General features: G+C 37.1%; 15 protein-coding genes. 12 read left to right on the top strand and 3 right to left on the bottom strand.

Annotation, left to right across the window (positions count from 1 at the left end; translation table 11 throughout):
* Positions 1-191 precede the first annotated feature (191 nt).
* The 3 genes from infB to rimP all read right to left on the bottom strand — a co-directional run bounded on the left by infB (position 192) and on the right by rimP (position 4,939).
* A complete protein-coding gene (infB, locus tag LC418_RS03850) occupies positions 192-3,143 on the bottom strand; it encodes a translation initiation factor IF-2 (RefSeq protein WP_223558166.1) in 2,952 nt (983 codons plus the stop codon).
* Positions 3,144-3,220: 77 nt separating this feature from the next.
* Positions 3,221-4,456, bottom strand: coding sequence for a transcription termination factor NusA (gene nusA / locus LC418_RS03845; RefSeq protein ID WP_111959002.1), 1,236 nt, complete (start codon positions 4,454-4,456; stop codon positions 3,221-3,223).
* A 15-nt stretch (positions 4,457-4,471) separates the two neighbouring features.
* Entirely contained in the window at positions 4,472-4,939 is a 468-nt protein-coding gene (gene rimP / locus LC418_RS03840; RefSeq protein WP_111959000.1) for a ribosome assembly cofactor RimP, read from the bottom strand.
* Positions 4,940-5,155: 216 nt separating this feature from the next.
* Between rimP and LC418_RS03835 the strand changes: the two genes are divergently transcribed.
* The 12 genes from LC418_RS03835 (at position 5,156) to LC418_RS03780 (ending at position 17,510) form a co-directional block, all read left to right on the top strand.
* Positions 5,156-6,472, top strand: coding sequence for a UDP-glucose dehydrogenase family protein (locus tag LC418_RS03835; protein ID WP_223558165.1), 1,317 nt, complete (start codon positions 5,156-5,158; stop codon positions 6,470-6,472).
* Positions 6,473-7,552: a dTDP-glucose 4,6-dehydratase gene (gene rfbB / locus LC418_RS03830; protein WP_111958996.1), complete on the top strand. Its 1,080-nt coding sequence runs from the start codon at positions 6,473-6,475 to the stop codon at positions 7,550-7,552.
* A 12-nt stretch (positions 7,553-7,564) separates the two neighbouring features.
* Positions 7,565-8,428, top strand: coding sequence for a glucose-1-phosphate thymidylyltransferase RfbA (rfbA, locus tag LC418_RS03825; protein ID WP_111958994.1), 864 nt, complete (start codon positions 7,565-7,567; stop codon positions 8,426-8,428).
* Between the two features lie 200 nt (positions 8,429-8,628).
* On the top strand, positions 8,629-9,042 hold the full coding sequence (locus tag LC418_RS03820; protein WP_223558164.1) for a sugar 3,4-ketoisomerase: 414 nt from the start codon (positions 8,629-8,631) through the stop codon (positions 9,040-9,042).
* A gap of 53 nt (positions 9,043-9,095) precedes the next feature.
* Positions 9,096-9,623 carry a GNAT family N-acetyltransferase gene (locus LC418_RS03815; RefSeq protein WP_111958990.1) on the top strand — a complete coding sequence of 176 codons (528 nt, stop codon included), beginning with the start codon at positions 9,096-9,098 and terminating at the stop codon, positions 9,621-9,623.
* A gap of 4 nt (positions 9,624-9,627) precedes the next feature.
* The gene (locus tag LC418_RS03810) at positions 9,628-9,858 is read left to right on the top strand and encodes an acyl carrier protein (RefSeq protein ID WP_223558163.1); all 231 of its coding nucleotides are present in this window, start codon (positions 9,628-9,630) and stop codon (positions 9,856-9,858) included.
* 10 nt (positions 9,859-9,868) lie between these two features.
* Positions 9,869-10,840, top strand: coding sequence for a ketoacyl-ACP synthase III (locus LC418_RS03805; RefSeq protein ID WP_223558162.1), 972 nt, complete (start codon positions 9,869-9,871; stop codon positions 10,838-10,840).
* 18 nt (positions 10,841-10,858) lie between these two features.
* Positions 10,859-11,959 (top strand): DegT/DnrJ/EryC1/StrS family aminotransferase, encoded by a 1,101-nt coding sequence (locus LC418_RS03800; protein ID WP_223558161.1) that lies wholly within the window; start codon positions 10,859-10,861, stop codon positions 11,957-11,959.
* Between the two features lie 258 nt (positions 11,960-12,217).
* A complete protein-coding gene (locus LC418_RS03795; RefSeq protein WP_111958982.1) occupies positions 12,218-13,063 on the top strand; it encodes an ABC transporter permease in 846 nt (281 codons plus the stop codon).
* A gap of 39 nt (positions 13,064-13,102) precedes the next feature.
* Positions 13,103-14,338: an ABC transporter ATP-binding protein gene (locus LC418_RS03790; RefSeq protein WP_111958980.1), complete on the top strand. Its 1,236-nt coding sequence runs from the start codon at positions 13,103-13,105 to the stop codon at positions 14,336-14,338.
* A 6-nt stretch (positions 14,339-14,344) separates the two neighbouring features.
* On the top strand, positions 14,345-15,676 hold the full coding sequence (locus tag LC418_RS03785) for a glycosyltransferase (protein ID WP_223558160.1): 1,332 nt from the start codon (positions 14,345-14,347) through the stop codon (positions 15,674-15,676).
* On the top strand, positions 15,657-17,510 hold the full coding sequence (locus LC418_RS03780; protein ID WP_223558159.1) for a DCC1-like thiol-disulfide oxidoreductase family protein: 1,854 nt from the start codon (positions 15,657-15,659) through the stop codon (positions 17,508-17,510). The genes LC418_RS03785 and LC418_RS03780 overlap by 20 nt, the downstream gene beginning before the upstream one ends.

The following is a 17,510-nucleotide window of genomic DNA, read 5'->3' as shown; positions in this document are numbered from 1 at the left end:
AAATTTCTGCAATTAATATTTAAGTTAAATAAATTAAACACTTGCCTAGAATATTCCGGCCCCAATACTAAAAAGAAAATAATACAATAATTTTTATATCAACGCCATTTCGTGACATTGAGAAAAGCGATTACAAAAAAAGCCACTTTTTACAAAGTGGCTTTTCTATTCTATTATAATTGTTAAAACTATTATTTCAGCTTCTTCTTAACAGCTACCTGTTCGTAAACTTCAAGAATATCTCCGACTTCAATGTCGTTATAACCTTTCAGGTTCAATCCACACTCGTAACCTTTGGTTACTTCTCTTACATCATCTTTGAAACGCTTCAAGCTTTCCAGCTCTCCGTCGAATTTAACGATACCATCTCTTAATACCCTTACTTTAGATTGTCTGGTTACTTTACCTGAAAGAACCATACATCCTGCAATGGTACCTACTTTAGAGATTTTAAACACCTCTCTGATCTCAACATTACCGATTACCTGTTCTTTGATCTCAGGAGAAAGCATGCCTTCCATCGCTTCTTTAACCTCATCAATAGCAGCATAAATTACTGAATAGGTTCTGATCTCTATTTCTTCTTTATCTGCTAATTCTTTAGCATTAGCACCGGCTCTAACATTAAATCCGATAATAATTGCGTCAGAAGCAGTTGCTAAGTTAACATCTGATTCAGTGATCTGTCCAACCCCTTTATGTAAGATATTAACGTTGATTTCTGCTGTAGATAATCTCTGTAACTGATCAGATAATGCTTCTACTGAACCATCCACGTCACCCTTAAGAATAATATTCAATTCTTTAAATTCACCTAAAGCAATTCTTCTTCCAAGTTCTTCAAGTGTAGTATGCTTCTTAGTTCTGATTGAAAGTTCCCTTTGTAACTGCTCTCTCTTATTGGCTATTATTTTAGCTTCGCTTTCATCTGCATATACCTTAAATTTATCACCTGCCGTTGGTGCTCCATCAAGACCTAAAATAGTAACAGGAATTGAAGGACCGGCTTCTTTAAGGTTTCTGCCTCTTTCATCAAGCATAGCTTTTACCTTACCGTGGTTCTTACCTGCCACTACATAATCTCCAACTCTTAGGGTTCCGGTCTGTACCAACATAGTAGCTACGTATCCTCTTCCTTTGTCCAGTGAAGCCTCAATAACAACTCCTTGAGCTGCTCTGTCAGGATTAGCCTTCAGATCAAGCATTTCTGCCTGAAGTAATACTTTTTCCAAAAGAACATCCATGTTGTTACCAAATTTCGCAGAAATTTCTTGCGCCTGAACATTTCCACCCCATTCTTCTACCAGGATATTCATCCCAGAAAGTTGTTGACGGATATTATCAGGATTAGCATTTGGTCTGTCCACTTTGTTCAAGGCAATGATCATTGGCACTCCTGCAGCCTGTGCGTGAGAAATTGCTTCTCTCGTTTGAGGCATCACATCATCATCAGCAGCAATTACAATAATTGCAATATCGGTAATCTGAGCACCTCTGGCTCTCATCGCGGTAAATGCTTCGTGACCCGGCGTATCTAAGAATGTAATTCTTTGTCCGTTCTCCAATTTTACGTTGTAGGCTCCAATGTGCTGAGTAATTCCTCCTGACTCACCAGCAATAACGTTAGTTTTTCTGATGTAGTCAAGTAAAGACGTTTTACCGTGGTCAACGTGACCCATTACCGTTACGATTGGTGCTCTTGGAGAAAGATCCTCCTCAGTATCCATATCCTCTTCAGATTCCACCTCTTCAAGGTCAGCATCTGAGAATTCTATTTTATAACCAAATTCATCTGCAACTAATAACAAAGTATCAGCTTCCAGTCTTTGGTTCATTGTTACCATTACACCTAAAGAGAAACAAGCAGAAATAACTTCTGTTGGGGAAACATTCATTAAACTCGCCAATTCACCTACTGTGATGAATTCGGTAACTTTTAATGATCTGTCCTGAGCATCAATTTCCTGCTGACGTTCATCCTGTTCTCTACGGTAGGTTCTTTTATCTTTTCTGTGTTTAGCAGATTTGGATTTACCTCCTTTATTGGTTAATTTTTCAAGAGTTTCCTTGATCTGATTCTTAACCTGTTCGTCGGTAAGCTCAACAGGCATAGTTCTCTGCCCTGGTCTGTTGTTGTTTCCGCCTGGACCTTTTTTGAATCCGCCTCCCTGACCTGGTGGACGGTTTCCTTGGTTATTTCCAAAACGGTTACCTCCCGGACCTCCTTGGCCTGGCGGGCGGTTCCCTCCTGGACCTCCCTGTCCTGGTGGACGGTTTCCTCCTGGGCCTCCCTGACCTTGCGGCCGATTACCCTGACCTCCTTGGTTATTGTTATTATTTCCTGAGTTTTGATTATTCCCTTGGCCTTGCTGATTTGGCCCTCCGGGTTTCTCAATTCTCTTTCTTTTCTTTTTAGCGCCAGAACCAGGTTTTGGTGCAAACTGTGTTAAATCAATTTTTTCACCAACGATTTTAGGACCGTCAAGCTTCTGATAAACAGTTTCTATTTTCTGAGGTTCCTGAGATTCAGGCTCAGCTGGTTTTTGAGGCTCTGCCTTATTTTCAGCAGGCTCAAGCTGCTTTGGAGTTTCTTTCACAGGTTCTGCCGGTTTTTCCTCTTCTTTTTTCTCCTCCATTTTGGGTTTATCTTTTTTTACAGGTCTATTTCTAGATTCTATTTGGGACAGATCGATTTTATCCAGAACTTTGAATTCCTGTTTTTCAGGAGCTGCTTTAACTTCCGGCTCAGCCACAACTTCTTCTTTCTTTTCTTCAACCGGTACTGCTACGGGTGCTGGCGCCGCAGGAGTTTCTTCAACTTCAGGAGTTTTAGATTCAAGATCTATTTTACCTAAAATTTTAGTTTCCGGTTTATTTGCTTTAGCTCTTATTACTTCAGGGGTTTTCTTTTCTTCAATTTCCAGTTTTTCTTCCGGAACTTTAGTGATCACCACCTCATGGGAAGCCTTTCTCTGTTCGCCGTCTTTGGCAAACTCAGCCTCCAATGCAGAATATGCCGCTTCTTCTAATTGAGCGTTAGGATTGTTTTCAACTTCGAAATCCTTTGACTGTAAAAACTCTACTAATCTGGACATCGAAATATTGAATTCCTTAACCGCTTTATTTAATCTTATTTTTGGCATCTATATTATTTACTATTTTTTTTAATTCTTAAAATTAAAGTATTCTTTTTTACTGTTTATTAAAATTCATTAAAATCTTAATCTTCAAATTCTTCTCTCAGAATACGTTTTACATCTTCGATGGTTTCTTCTTCAAGATCTACCATATTCAGAAGGCTTTCGGTATCCTTATCCAGTACTGATTTCGCAGTAGTAAGACCTACTTTCTTAAATTCATCTAAAATCCACTGCTCAATATCGTCATTAAATTCTCTCAAATCAACATCGTCATCCTCGCTGGATTCTCTATAAACATCTATTTCATATCCGGATAACCAAGAAGCCAGTCTGATATTCTGTCCTTGTTTTCCGATCACTTTGGAAATCTCTTCAACCGGAGTATAAACCAGTGCATAGTTTGCATCCTCGTTGATATCAATTTTGTTGATGGTAACATTTCCTAAAGCTCTTTTCACCATGATTTCAGGGTTTTTAGACCACTGAATCACGTCGATGTTTTCGTTTCTCAACTCTCTTACAACCCCATGAATTCTGGATCCTTTCACTCCCACACAAGCACCTACAGGATCTATTCTGTCATCATAAGCATCTACTGCAATCTTTGCCTTCTCACCAGGAATTCTTACTACTTTCTTAAGCATGATTGTTCCATCCTGGATTTCAGGAATTTCCAGTTCCAGTAATTTCTCTAGGAATTTGGGTGCAGTTCTGGAAATAATAATCTGTGGTTTTGAACCTTTAAAATCTACTGTCTCAACAATAGCTCTGATATTTTCGCCTTTTTTAAAGAAGTCGGATGGAATCTGATTTTCTTTTGGCAAAATGAATTCGTTCTCCTCATCATCCAATAAGATCACATGTTTGTGACGGATGTGGTGAATCTCCCCAATAACAATTTCCCCAATTTTATCTCTGAACTGCTCATAAAGCATTGCATTATTATGTTCCTGAAGTTTTGTGGCCAGGATCTGCTTTAAGGTAAGAATATTTCTTCTACCCAGTTGGGCAACAGGGATTTCCATTGTAAAATCTTCACCTACTTCAAAAGTAGGGTCAATCTTCTTAGCTTCAGAAAGCTCAATTTCCAGATCGTCATCTTCAGACATTTCGTCCTCTACAATCGTTTTATTTAAAAATATCTGAAAATCTCCTTTATCAGGGTTCACAATTACATCAAAATGATCATCTGAATCAAATCTTTTTCTCAAAAGGGTCTTCAGTGAATCTTCAATAATTGCCATAAGATCAATCTTACTGATCCCTTTTTCGTCTTTAAAATCACCAAAGGATTCAATCAACGCTATATTATCCATTTATTTTTTTTTCTTTTAAAATTTAATTATTACTAACGCTTTTTTTATCTCAGAGTAAGGAATTTCTTTTTCCTCCTCCACATCCACTTTCCCTTTTCCGACTTCTTTCGGCTTTCGGTAGCGTAAAATAAGTGTGATCTTTTCCTCATCCACTTTTGCCAGCTCACCTTCAATTTTGGAAGAATCATTCAGCAATACTTCTATTTCTCTTCCGATATTTTTCCTGAACTGTCTCGGAGCGGCGAGCGGCTCACTTAGTCCCGCAGACATTACCTGAAGGCTGAAATCATGCTCCTCACGATCCATGTTAAACTCTATCGCACGGCTTGCATCAAGGCAGTCCTGAAGAGTCACCCCATTATCACCATCCAAGATCACAGTAATATCATCTCCTGCAGAAAATTTCAGATCAACAAGAAATAAATCCTTTCTGGTCTCAAGGAATTCATTTAATAATTCTTCAATTCTTTTTCTAAACTCCATACATTAATTATCTTGATTTACCAGTACGAAAAAAGGCTTTCTTCCGAAGCCTTCCCATTTTTCCTGTAAATCCACTGCAAATATACGCATTTTTTCTAAAAAAGCAAAATCTACTTAATTATCAAGTAAATACCTTAAAATTTCGATTAAGGTAAATTAAACAGGCAGGTGAAAGTATTTTTATTATTTTTGTCCTGAAATTTAAAAACATACATTTTGAATATAACAATTGTAGGAACAGGTTATGTAGGGCTGGTTACAGGTACTACCCTGGCAGAACTTGGCAATTCAGTATACTGTGTTGATATTGATGAAAAGAAAGTAGAAGGTATGAAAAACGGCATTGTTCCCATCTATGAGCCGAACCTTGAAGAGATGTTTCTTAGAAACATTCAATCCGAAAGATTATTTTTCACCACCAATCTTAAAGAAGCTTTAGACAAAAGCGAAGTCATATACCTCGCACTGCCAACACCACCGGGAGAAGACGGCTCTGCAGATCTTTCATATGTCATCCAGGTTGCCAATAATATTGGAGAAATGATGACAGAATATAAGGTCATTGTAAATAAAAGTACTGTTCCCGTAGGAACCGCGGATAAAGTAAGAGAAGTAATTGCTTCTAAAACGAACATCCCTTTTGATGTAGTTTCCAATCCCGAATTTTTAAGAGAAGGATTTGCCGTGGAAGACTCCATGAATCCTTCAAGGGTCGTTGTGGGTGCCAGCTCTGAAAAAGCAAAAAATATTATGGCTCAGATTTATCAGCCATTTACCAATACAGGAATTCCGATCATCTTTATGGATGAAAAATCATCGGAGCTTACGAAATATGCCGCCAACTCATTCCTTGCCGTAAAAATCACTTTTATGAATGAAATTGCCAATTACTGTGAGAAAGTAGGTGCTGATGTAGATAAAGTGAGACTTGGGATGGGAAGTGATGACAGAATAGGACACCGTTTTTTATTTCCAGGTATCGGATATGGCGGAAGCTGTTTCCCTAAAGATGTAAAAGCCCTTATCAAATCCGGAATCCAGGAGGATTTCAATTTCCAGATCCTTGAGGCTACTGAAAAAGTAAATACTTCACAAAAAGTAATTCTGGTTTCAGAGATTGAGAAATACTTCGGAGGAAATATCAGTGGAAAGAAAATTGCCATGTGGGGTCTGGCATTTAAGGCTAACACAGATGATATCCGTGAAGCATCTTCTTTGGACAATATTGCTCTTTTATTAGAGAAAGGCGCAGAAATTGCTGCGTATGATGCGGTAGCAGAAAGTAATGTAAAGAAACTTCTTGGTGAAAAGATCCATTATGCGAAGGGAATGTATGATGCTCTTGAAGATGCAGATGCTTTATTCATTGCTACGGAATGGCCTGAGTTTAAAAATCCGAATTTTGAACTGATGGCTAAGAAAATGAATAACAAAGTCATTTTTGACGGAAGAAATATGTATCCGTTAGAAATCCCACAACAGAATGGGTTTCATTATAAAAGTATAGGAAGAAAAACCATAGAAAATAAATAGATGAAAAATATAATTATTACCGGAGGAGCCGGATTTATAGGCTCTCACGTTGTAAGAGAGTTCGTAAAAAATAATCCGGAAACAACGATCATTAATCTTGATGCCCTTACTTACGCCGGAAATCTGGAAAACCTTAAGGACATTGAAAACGAGCCTAATTACGTTTTCGAAAAGGCAGACATTACAAAACCTGAAGAATTAAGAAAAGTATTCGAAAAATACAACCCTGACGCTGTAGTGCACTTAGCGGCAGAAAGCCACGTAGACAGAAGCATTACAGACCCAATGGCATTTATTAATACCAATGTGAACGGAACTGCCAACCTTCTTAATCTATGTAAGGAATTCTGGACTCTCAATCCGGATCACACGCATGGCAGATTTCCTGATGAGAAAAGAAATAATTTATTTTATCATGTTTCTACGGACGAAGTATACGGAAGTCTTGGCGAAACAGGATTCTTTTTGGAAACTACAGCTTATGATCCACAATCTCCATATTCAGCTTCAAAAGCAGCGTCTGACCACCTGGTAAGAGCTTATGGAAATACTTACGGAATGCCATTCATCATATCTAACTGTTCCAACAATTATGGTCCGAATCATTTTCCTGAAAAATTAATTCCTCTGTGCATTTCAAACATTATTAATGAAAGACCATTGCCAATTTATGGTGACGGAAAATACACAAGAGACTGGCTATTTGTAATCGATCATGCAAAAGGTATTCATCAGATTTTTAATGAAGCTAAGACCGGTGAAACTTATAATATTGGAGGATTCAACGAGTGGCAGAATATTGATTTGGTGAAAGAATTGATCAAGCAAATGGATTCTAAGTTAGGAAAACCGGAAGGTCATTCTGAAAAATTAATCACTTTCGTAAAAGACAGACCGGGACACGATAAGCGTTATGCTATTGATGCGACTAAACTTAATAAAGATCTAGGCTGGAAACCATCTGTGACTTTTGAGGAAGGACTTTCAAAAACTATCGATTGGTATCTTGAAAATAAAGAGTGGTTAGAAAATGTTACCAGTGGCGATTATCAGAAATACTACGAAAATCAATATAATTAACACACACAAAAGATGAAAGGCATTATATTAGCCGGAGGATCCGGGACACGACTTTACCCTCTTACCATTGCAGTAAGTAAACAGTTGATGCCTGTTTACGACAAACCAATGATATATTACCCTCTTTCAACTTTGTTGCTTGCTGGAATTAAAGATATCCTGATCATTACAACCCCTCATGACCAACCAGGATTTATCAAACTTTTAGGTGATGGATCCCAGATTGGATGTAATATAGAATATGTTGTACAGCCGAGTCCGGACGGGCTTGCCCAAGCCTTTATTTTAGGGGATACATTTATTGGCAATGATCCCGTTGCATTGGTTTTGGGAGATAATATTTTCTATGGCTCTGAAATGGGCACTTTGCTGAAGAATAAAACCAATCCGGATGGCGGAGTGGTTTTCGCTTATCACGTTTCCGATCCGGAGAGGTATGGAGTTGTAGAATTTGACAATGATTTTAAAGCTATATCTATTGAGGAAAAACCTTTAAATCCTAAATCGAATTATGCAGTTCCCGGCTTATATTTTTACGATAATGAAGTAGTGGAAATCTCAAAAAACATTCAGCCTTCTGCGAGAGGAGAACTTGAAATTACGGATGTCAATAATGTTTATTTAAGCAAAGGAAAACTTGAAGTAGGCGTTTTGGACAGAGGTACCGCCTGGCTTGATACCGGAACTTTTGACTCCCTGAATGATGCTTCTGAATTTGTAAGTGTTATTGAAAAAAGACAGGGCTTCAAAATAGGCTGTATTGAAGAAATTGCATTCCATAATAAATTCATCAACGAAGAAAAATTGCTTGAAACTGCTGAAAAATATGGCAAAAGCGGCTATGGCGAATACCTTAAGAAGCTCGTCAGAAAGTAACATTATCATATTCTGAACTTTATAACAACTATTGGCTTTATAGCCGATAGTTTTTTAATGTAAAAAATCTTATATTTTCCTTAATCCGAAAGACTTATTTGATGTAAATTTTCACACATAATTACATAATATTAACAGGCTGTACTCCGATAGTAATTTTATAATTAACTTTGAGGGCTTAAAGAATTTTTATAAGATTAATGGAATACAATAAACCGCAAATTATTACATTCGATAAAATAGGATCATCCCATTTGGGTTATATTACTATAGCAGAGACTCAGAAAAATGTTCCTTTTGAGATAAAACGTGTCTACTGGACATATTATACGCCTCATGATGTAACAAGGGGAGGACATGCCCATAAGGCACTGCAGCAGTTCATATTTGCTGTTTCAGGAACCATCACCTTTAATACTGAGGATAAAGATGGCCATAAGGAAACTTTTACTTTAGACCACCCTACAAAAGGTTTATATATCCCCAAACTGGTATGGCGAGATATTCAGTTTTCCCATAATGCAGTTCTGTTGTGTCTGGCTTCGGAAGCATATGACGAAGAAGATTACTTCAGGGACTATGAAAGCTTTAAGGAAGCAGCGAAGAAGAAATAAGCTATCCTACACTTCACCTGGATGGTGGCGGTACTAAATATAAATAACATACGATGGTAATTGAATATAAAGGAATTAAACTAAGATTTGTTGAAGCTGATGATGCTTCATTTATAGTATCCATCAGGAATAATGAAAAAAAATCCAGATTTATCTCAAAAACTTCTCAGGATGTAGAAGCTCAGAAACAATGGATCTCGGATTATAAAAAACGGGAACAGCAGAAAAAAGAGTTTTATTTTATTGCAGTTGATGAAAACAATGAAGATTATGCAACCTACAGGGTTTATAAAATAGATTCCGGACTTCCCGAAATTGGCAGCTGGGTTTCCAAACCGGACTATTCCAACATCAAAAATTCAATAAAAGTAGATATTGCAGTGAAAGACTTTGTGCTGAACGAATTAAATTTTGACATCCTGCAGTTTGAAGTAAGAAAACAAAATGCTTCAGTCAACAGCTATCACAAACTCTTTCAGCCGGAGCTGATAAGAAGCGACGATGAAAATAATTATTATTTATTAAAAAGAGACACCTTTAATACGATACTTCCAGATATTCTGAAAAAATTTAAAATATAAACTTATGTCAATAAATGAATTTATAAAGAACTTCCAGTCACAGCTGGAAAATACAGATACAGTTATAGAACCTGAAACAGCATATAGCCAAGAAAGCTACTGGGACTCGCTTACCGCAATGGTGATCAAAGTAATGATAGAAGACGAATATGGTGTAGATATTGAGCCTGAACAGATTACCTCCTTCAAAGATATCAACGAACTATATTCTTTTATTGTTGAGAAAAAACAGTAAATATTAAATAATGGCTTTTATAAAACATATTTCAACATATATTCCTGAGAAGGTCATTTCCAACGAGGAGATTTCAAAAAAATTTCCTGACTGGGAAAGTGATAAAATTCTTGAAAAAATAGGGATCAGAAACAGGAATATTACCGGAGAGGATGAATTCACTTCAGATATTGCTGTTAAAGCTCTTAATAAACTTGTTGAAGAACATCAAATTGATAAGTCTGCGATAGATTATCTGCTCGTATGCACGCAGAGTCCGGATTATTTCCTTCCCGCAACAGCCTGCCTTGTACAGGCTCAGGCCGGCTTAAATACAACCTGCGGAGCCATAGACATCAACCAGGGATGTTCAGGATACATTTACGGACTATCTCTGGCTAATGCCCTTATTGATTCTAAAATGATGAAGAATGTTGTTCTGATAACGGCAGAAACCTATTCAAAGCACATTCATGAAGATGATAAAGGAAATATCAGCCTTTTTGGGGACGCAGCTGCTGCAACCCTTATCTCCGAAGACGGGGACTATGAAATTCTGAAGTTTTCCGTAGGAACGGATGGAGAAGGTGCCAAAAACCTGATTGTTAAAAATGGTGCTGTCAGAAATAAAAATACTGGCGATCCGGAAGACAGGGATAATTATCTTCATATGAATGGTCCTAAGATCTTTGATTTCACTTCAAAAGCCATTCCCGGCCTTGTAGAAGAAAATTTAAAATTAAACGGATTTGAAAAAAGCGACATTGATACTTTTATATTTCATCAGGCCAATACATTCATGCTCGATTTCTTAAGAAAAAGAATTAAAATTCCTCAGGAGAATTTCGTCATCGACATGCTGGATTACGGCAATACCGTATCTTCTACCATCCCTATTGCTTTTAAAAATTCACTTACGGCAAGAGATCCCAAAAATGTAATGCTTGTTGGTTTTGGAGTAGGATATTCCTGGGGAGCAGTCTGTTTAAGAAAAAATAATTGAGCGTTAAAAAATAGCATTATGATAAAATTTCTTGATCTTCAGAAGATCAATTTACAGCATCAGGAAGAAATTGAGAACAAAATTTTAAGTGTTTTCCGCAGCGGCTGGTATTTGTTGGGAAATGAGCTTAAAAACTTTGAGACCAATCTTGCCTCATATATCGGTTCAGAATATGCTTTAGGTGTAGCCAACGGGCTAGATGCCCTTCGTCTTATCTTCCGTGCTTATATAGAATTAGGGGTAATGAAACCGGGCGACGAAGTGCTTGTTCCGGCCAACACGTATATCGCTTCAGTTCTGGCTTTATCAGACAATGGGCTTATTCCTGTATTTGTAGAACCGGATGTCAATACGTATAATATTGATATCTCAAAAATTGAAGAAAAAATAACACCGAAAACGAAAGCCATCCTCATTGTTCATCTTCAGGGAAGAATTGTTTTTTCTGAAGAGCTTAAAAATATCGCATCAAAGTACAATCTAAAGATCGTAGAAGACAATGCACAGGCAATAGGCGCAGAGTGGAACGGTATTAAATCAGGAAACCTTGGTGATGCTGCAGGTTTCAGCTTCTATCCCGGGAAAAACCTTGGAGCTTTAGGTGATGCAGGAGCCGTAACCACGAATAACAAAGAAGTATTCGAGACCATACGTGCTATAGCCAACTACGGTTCAAACCAGAAATATATTAACATTTATAAAGGATTAAACTCCAGGCTGGATGAAATTCAGGCCGCTGTTTTGGATGTGAAGCTGAAATATATCGGCCACGAAAATGGTACCCGACGAGAAATCGCCAAAAGATTCATCGCAGAGATCAACAATCCAAAGATCATCCTTCCTGAAAATCCTGCAGACGAAAAAGAACACGTATGGCATGTTTTCGTCATAAGAACAGAAAAGAGAGATGAGCTTCAGACTTATTTAACGGAAAAAGGTATCAGTACCATTATCCACTATCCTATTCCGCCTCATAAGCAGGAAGCATACAAAGAATACAGCCACCTTTCATTCCCTATTACAGAGAAAATGCATGATGAAGTACTGAGCCTTCCGATTTCCTCTGTTTTGGAAGAGGAAGAAATACAGGCTATTATCAAAGCTGTTAACGAATTTTAAATTAAAGAATATCTGTAATGCGTTTAAAGCCCATTTCAGGCAAGATGCTTCACAATGAATATCCTAAACAATCCGTCAACAAATAAGATTCTTATTATAAATTTCAAGAACTATTAGCTTTATGGCTAATAGTTTTTTGTTCATAATAACAAATATTAATATATTAGTTGTTGTTTTCGGATTTATGTGAATAATTATTCACTAATTAAAAATACTAAATAAGAATTAAATATTTTAAATTTGCAAAAACTTACACAAATGAATGAACCACAGCAGAAGTGGACAGAAACGATTGATGCCGATCATTCTTTATTGGACTTAAAACTTAAAGAGGTCTGGAGATATAAAGATTTAGTCTATATGTTTATTAAAAGAGACTTTGTTTCCAGCTTTAAACAAACTGTATTAGGCCCGGTTTGGTTTTTTATTAACCCTATTTTGACTACGGTTGTATATCTTGTAGTTTTTGGTAAAATAGCTAAACTTCCCACAGATGGACCTCCCCTCTTATTTTACCTTGCAGGAGTTACCCTCTGGAATTATTTTTCGACCTCACTTATTGCAACGTCTAATACATTTGCCGGGAATGCTGGTATTTTTGGAAAAGTTTATTTTCCAAGACTCGTAACCCCTTTGTCAATAGTAATATCCAATCTGATGCGGTTTACAGTACAATTCCTTTTATTCATCCTGGCCTGGATATATTACCTTACCAAAGGAGAAGTTCATCCTAACATCTGGGTTCTTGCCACACCATTCCTTATCATCCTGATGGCTTTTTTCGCTTTAGGAGTTGGAATGATTTTTTCTTCACTTACTACCAAATACAAAGACCTCAGCATGTTGTTGGGATTCGGGATAAGCCTGTATATGTATGCAACTCCGGTAATTTATCCGGTATCTGCCTTACAGGGTATTTTCAGAAAACTGGCTTACTATAATCCACTGACAGGCATTTTTGAATGTTTTAAATATGCATGGATCGGTTCCGGAGATTTTTCACCTGCAATGCTGGGAGTCAGCTCAGTGATCATTTTGGTCCTTCTGATGATAGGCGTTGTTGTTTTTAATAAGGTTGAAAAAACTTTCATGGACACCGTTTAGGAACACCATCTTTTATTAATTTTAAATTCCAATTAAACTATGCTGGCTTTAAAAGCAGAAAATATATCAAAACAATACCGTCTCGGACAAGTGGGAACAGGTACGCTTTCTCACGACCTGAACAGGTTTTGGCACAAAGTAAGAGGTAAGGAAGATCCATATTTAAAAATCGGAGAAGCCAACGACAGAGCAACAAAAGGAAATTCTGAATATGTATGGTCACTCCGTGATATCGATTTTGAAATCGAGCAAGGCAGTGCTGTAGGAATCATCGGAAGAAACGGGGCCGGAAAATCTACCCTGCTGAAAATCCTGAGTAAGGTGACCAAGCCTACCACCGGAAGAATACACACCAACGGCAGAATTGCTTCTTTACTGGAAGTTGGTACAGGTTTTCACCCTGAAATGACGGGGCGTGAAAATGTCTTTCTCAACGGTGCTATTCTCGGAATGACTCGAAAAGAGATTACCAGAAAATTTGACGAGATCGTTGCTTTCTCAGGAGTGGAAAGATATATAGACACTCCGGTAAAAAGATATTCTTCGGGGATGTATGTGCGTCTTGCATTCGCAGTTGCCGCACACCTTGAATCTGAAATCCTGATCGTTGACGAGGTTTTGGCTGTAGGAGATGCGGATTTCCAGAAAAAATGTATTGGAAAAATGGGCGATGTTACCAGAGGAGAGGGAAGGACCATTTTATTTGTAAGCCATAATATGGCTGCCGTAAAACAGTTATGTAATAGCGGTATTCTTATGAAGAACGGTATGCTTGCAGACCAAGGAAGTATCAATCAGGTTCTGGAAAACTATATCATCCATGAATTATCTCCAAACTCTGAATTCAAATACATTGAAGACCTGAGTAAAAAGGCTCAGATTCACAATGTCAAAATTTTCAATAATAAGAATATTGAGACCATGGAGTTCAGTCATACCGATGATATTAACATCAATATAGACTATATCAACAGAAGCGTTACTAAGGGAGTACGCGTCAATATTGCCATCTTAGACAAGTTTGAAAATGTTATTTTCATTACAAGAAAAACATTTGACGATATGCATGAGAACAGCCTGTCTATACAGATCGAGGGCAACAAGCTTATCCCCAACACGTATATACTTTCTGTAGCATTAGATACTCCGGGGGTCGAACTTTATGATTATATAAAGGGAGGCATCCAGATCAGTATCGTTGAAACAGGGCATGAAAACTTTCTTACGGGAGATACTGATAATGGCATCATTCATCCTCCTGTACTATGGATGTAAGTACTTATGAAAAAGATATTAGTTTTATCTACAGGCGATGTAAACGGCGCCTATGAAGCCATGTACAAAGTAGCTCATATTTTAAAAAATATGGGACATGAAGTGGTGATGTGTGTAAAGAATAAAACGAAAGCGGATGATTTTATAAAACCTTATATTCCTATACAGCATCCTCCTGTTACTAAAAATTTATCTTTAACAGAGAGGGTTATACGGAAAATAAAAACAAAATTGACACAGCCTCAGGCTGCAGTAAAAAAAGCATTGATAACAGAAAGTAAGTATTCTTTTTTGAGCAAAGATGAAATTACAGAACATATCAATGTGGAAAGTCTGTTAAAATCTGTGGGCTTCGTCCCGGATTATATTTTTACCGGTATGACCATTGATTTTCTTAACAGTACGGATCTTTTCAACATTCAAAAAGCCACGCGGGCAAAAATATACAATATCACAGTGGATATGAACCATTTTACAGGAGGATGTCATTTTTCCTGGGGATGTGAAGGCTATATGAACAATTGTGATCACTGTCCGGCAATTCCCGATGAATCTCAAAAACACGTGGCAAAGGATAATCTGGAAAGAAAATATCAAAATGCCCAAAAAGCTTCTTTTCAAATTATTGCGGGATCGGGTTTAACCCTGGAACAGGCAAAAAAATCAAAAATCTACAGGGAGCAGGAGATCATCTACAATATCAACAGCCTGATAGATACTACCCTGCTCAACGATAAGAACAAAAATATCGCTAAAAATATTTTCTCTTTATCGGAGGATAATTTTTATATCCTTACCGGAGCACAGAACATGGAAGATCCCCGTAAAGGTTTTAAATATCTTCTTGAAGCTTTAGAAATCCTGGATCAGGAGCTTCCGGAAGATCTGAAAAATAAAATAAATCTTTTAGTTGTTTCCAACAGTATAAATAAAGAATTCGATAGGGTTACTTTTAAGAAGCAGAAAATAGATTATATCAAGGACTACAGACTGTTATCATTATTGTATCAGGCAACGGACGTTTTTGTCAACTCTTCTATTGAAGATTCCGGCCCGATGATGGTTTCGGAAGCTTTAGCCTGTGGAACCCCCGTTGTAGGCTTCAACACAGGAGTATTAACCAATATGGTCATTGACGATTACAACGGATACAAAATTCCTATGAAAGACAGCCGCCAGCTGGCAGAAGGAATCAGAAAAATATTTGAACTGGATAAAAACCAATATGCAGCTTTTTCAAAAAATGCGGTACAGCAGGTTCAGGAATTTTCATCGTATGAATATGCGGAAGAAATTTTCACCAAAATTTTAGAACAGGATGATCAAAAGACTTTATAATAAAAAAATTTCCGGGCTTGGGCTTTCCATTTTCAGGATTGCCTACACATTGGTGTTATTCTGTGAAGTTGTTCAGCTCAATTATTTCAAACATCTGATCTTCGATAAAATTCCTTTTTTAGATCCTGCGGAAATCGACTTTGGGATCCCTATAAAAATATGGATGATTGCCCTCATTTTTATAATGCTGGGGCTCTTCACAAGACTGGCAACCATTGTCAATTATCTGATGACCATTATTCTTATTGGCAGCATCAATAGCTATGAGTATCATATGTTTTATGCCTATCTTGGGATGAACTTTCTCCTGATGTTTTTACCTATATCCAGAAACCTCTCTTTGGACAGGCTTCTGCTAAAGTATAAATATTCCAATACCAGATTCCAGTACAGCCCTCCTGAAAAAGTAAGTGTTTTATCTTACCTCATTCCTGTTTTTGTTGGGATTGCCATTGTGTATTTTGATTCTATACTATATAAATTTACATCAGTATTTTGGATAAAAGGTTTAGGCATGTGGCTACCTACTTCTGTTCCAAACACTAATTATATTTCTATACCTTATGTGCTCGATCAAAAATATCTGATGTTATTTCTTGGGTACCTAACTTTAGCATTTGAGACCACTCTCCTGTTTACTTTTTTTCGCAAAAAATGGAGAGTTCCAATGTTAATAATAGGTTTAGGATTACATTTAGGGATAGTAATTTGCTACCCTATTCCTTGGTTTGGACTAGGGATGTGTGCCATTTACCTATTGATGGTTCCTGTTTCCTGGTGGGAAAAATTATTTAAAACCTCTGAAAAACCTGCAAAACTTACCTTTTATTATGACGGTGAATGCCCTTTATGCAACCGTACTAAAATTACTATCCAACACTTTGATATTGCAAAAAGGATTGATTTCAAAACGGTACAGTATTACGCAGAACAAAATGAATTATTAAAGAATATCCCTACAGATACACTTCTGGATGACATTCATTCTGTACGAAACGGAAAAGTTTATAAAGGACTGGACACATATATTCAGGTTTTCAATGTCATTACTTACTTAAAGCCGTTAAGCTGGATCTTACACATTCCTGGAATTTATCATATAGGAAAAATAGTCTATCAGTATGTCGCCCAAAACAGAAATACAGAGCGCTGTACGGAAGAAAACTGCGGCTATACACCACCTGTAATTCCTCCTGATGAGGATAAATTGAAAATCCTTCAGAATTACACCCTTGAAGACCTCAAAATCTCTCTTATCAAAATAAGTCTGTGTATCATCATATTGCTACAGGTAATTGTTTCTTATAATTCAATAGGAAAAAAAGGAGGTTTTGAAAATACCTTACTAGGAAAACAAATAAGCAAACTCTCAAGCGCAGTAGAAAAGCCATCCAAAACTTATCTGGGAATTACCCATCATGCTGTTTTTATGGATTATCATTTTAGCGAATACAATCATATTATAGCATTATCTTACATAGATGAAAATGGTAAGGAAACCTGGCTCCCAATAATTAAAAAGGATGGAACTACAGGTTCATATCTTTATGGGCCCACTTGGGCAAAATGGTCTTTCCGGACTAATGACAACATAATAAATCAAAATAATCTTAAAAAAGGAATTCGGGATTTTACAGCATTTTGGGCTAACATGAATGGAATAAACCTGAATGACGCTACATTTATAATCAAAGTAAAAAAGATTGATACTCCTCACAATTGGGAAAAAGGTTTTCTAAAGAAACAAATGGAAAAGCCGTGGATGGACGTAGGAGCTGCCACTTGGCACGATAAAGAATATTCTATTAACATTCCGGAAATTGAAACTTTATAA

The organism is Chryseobacterium lathyri (assembly GCF_019970085.1).
Classification (GTDB): Bacteria; Bacteroidota; Bacteroidia; order Flavobacteriales; family Weeksellaceae; genus Chryseobacterium; species Chryseobacterium lathyri.
This window is presented reverse-complemented; position numbering and strand designations above follow the sequence as displayed.